2 protein-coding genes and 1 pseudogene are annotated in these 1,106 nt (G+C 36.9%); all 3 read left to right on the top strand.

From position 1 onward, the window contains the following. Positions 1 to 217: pseudogene (locus CBG25_RS03105) on the top strand (MFS transporter); the annotation flags it as partial. 8 nt (positions 218 to 225) lie between these two features. Continuing rightward, a complete protein-coding gene (locus CBG25_RS03100; RefSeq protein WP_290604445.1) occupies positions 226 to 723 on the top strand; it encodes a hypothetical protein in 498 nt (165 codons plus the stop codon). After that, positions 720 to 1,106, top strand: a 387-nt coding sequence (gene pncC / locus CBG25_RS03095; RefSeq protein ID WP_290604446.1) for a nicotinamide-nucleotide amidase, incomplete at its 3' end; no start/stop codon positions are given. The genes CBG25_RS03100 and pncC, both read left to right, overlap by 4 nt.

The following is a 1,106-nucleotide window of genomic DNA, read 5'->3' as shown; positions in this document are numbered from 1 at the left end:
TATGTGTGTCCTGTTTTATGTAATTGCGGTGGTGATTAATTTATATATTCCTCGATTAGCGCCGGCTAAAAATAAACAAAAATGGACTTTTCGCCAGCTAATTTTGAATTTTATTGGTCTATTTAAAACACTTTGGCGTGATCATAGCGGGCGATTTTCTTTAATTGGTACCAGTCTTTTTTGGGGCGCCGGTGTAACACTGCGTTTTTTTTATTAGTGCTCTGGGTGCCAATAGCACTTAATATTACCGATAATATTACACCTACATTGCTGAATGGGGTGGTGGCAATAGGTATCATCATTGGTGCCGGATTTGCGGCACATATCATTACACTCAATAAAGTTAGTCGTTGTATGCCGGTAGGGATCTTTATTGGTGTGATAATTATTATTTTATCAATGCAAYAACATCTTTTTTCTACTTATTTGATCCTTATTATATTAGGTGTTTTAGGTGGTTTATTTATTGTTCCGCTTAATGCTTTGTTACAAGAAAAAGGCAAACAGACGATTGGTGCAGGTAATGCTGTCGCTATTCAGAATTTAAGTGAAAATACCACTATGCTAATTATCTTGGGCTTTTATTCATTAGCGCTCAAAACAGGTATTTCTATTATTACGATAGGAATAGTGTTTGGTATAACCTTTGCAGTAGCAATTGGCATCCTCTGGATTTGGTATCTATATCGCAAGATGTATGAAAAAGGAAAATGGCTAAAATGAATAGTGAGCAGCTGCTCTATGAATTAAGTAATAATCTTGCTAATAGCCTAAAGAAACAGGGTAAAACAATAACTTGTGCAGAGTCATGTACAGGAGGATGGATTGCTAAAGTCATTACTGATATTTCAGGTAGTTCTGCCTATTTTCAGCGAGGTTTTGTTACTTATAGTAATGAAGCTAAGCATGATATGCTAGGTGTGAGTAAAAATACGTTGCATAAATATGGTGCTGTTAGTGAACAAGTTGTCATAGAGATGGCAGAAAGAGCGTTAGCTAGCGCTAATGCTGATTTTGCGGTTTCAGTTAGCGGTATTGCCGGCCCTGATGGTGGTACTGATGAAAAACCGGTTGGTACAGTTTGGTTTGGTTTTGCTAGCAAATCT

Origin of the sequence: Arsenophonus sp. ENCA (assembly GCF_002287155.1) — a bacterium.
Classification (GTDB): domain Bacteria; phylum Pseudomonadota; class Gammaproteobacteria; order Enterobacterales; family Enterobacteriaceae; genus Arsenophonus; species Arsenophonus nilaparvatae.
This window is presented reverse-complemented; position numbering and strand designations above follow the sequence as displayed.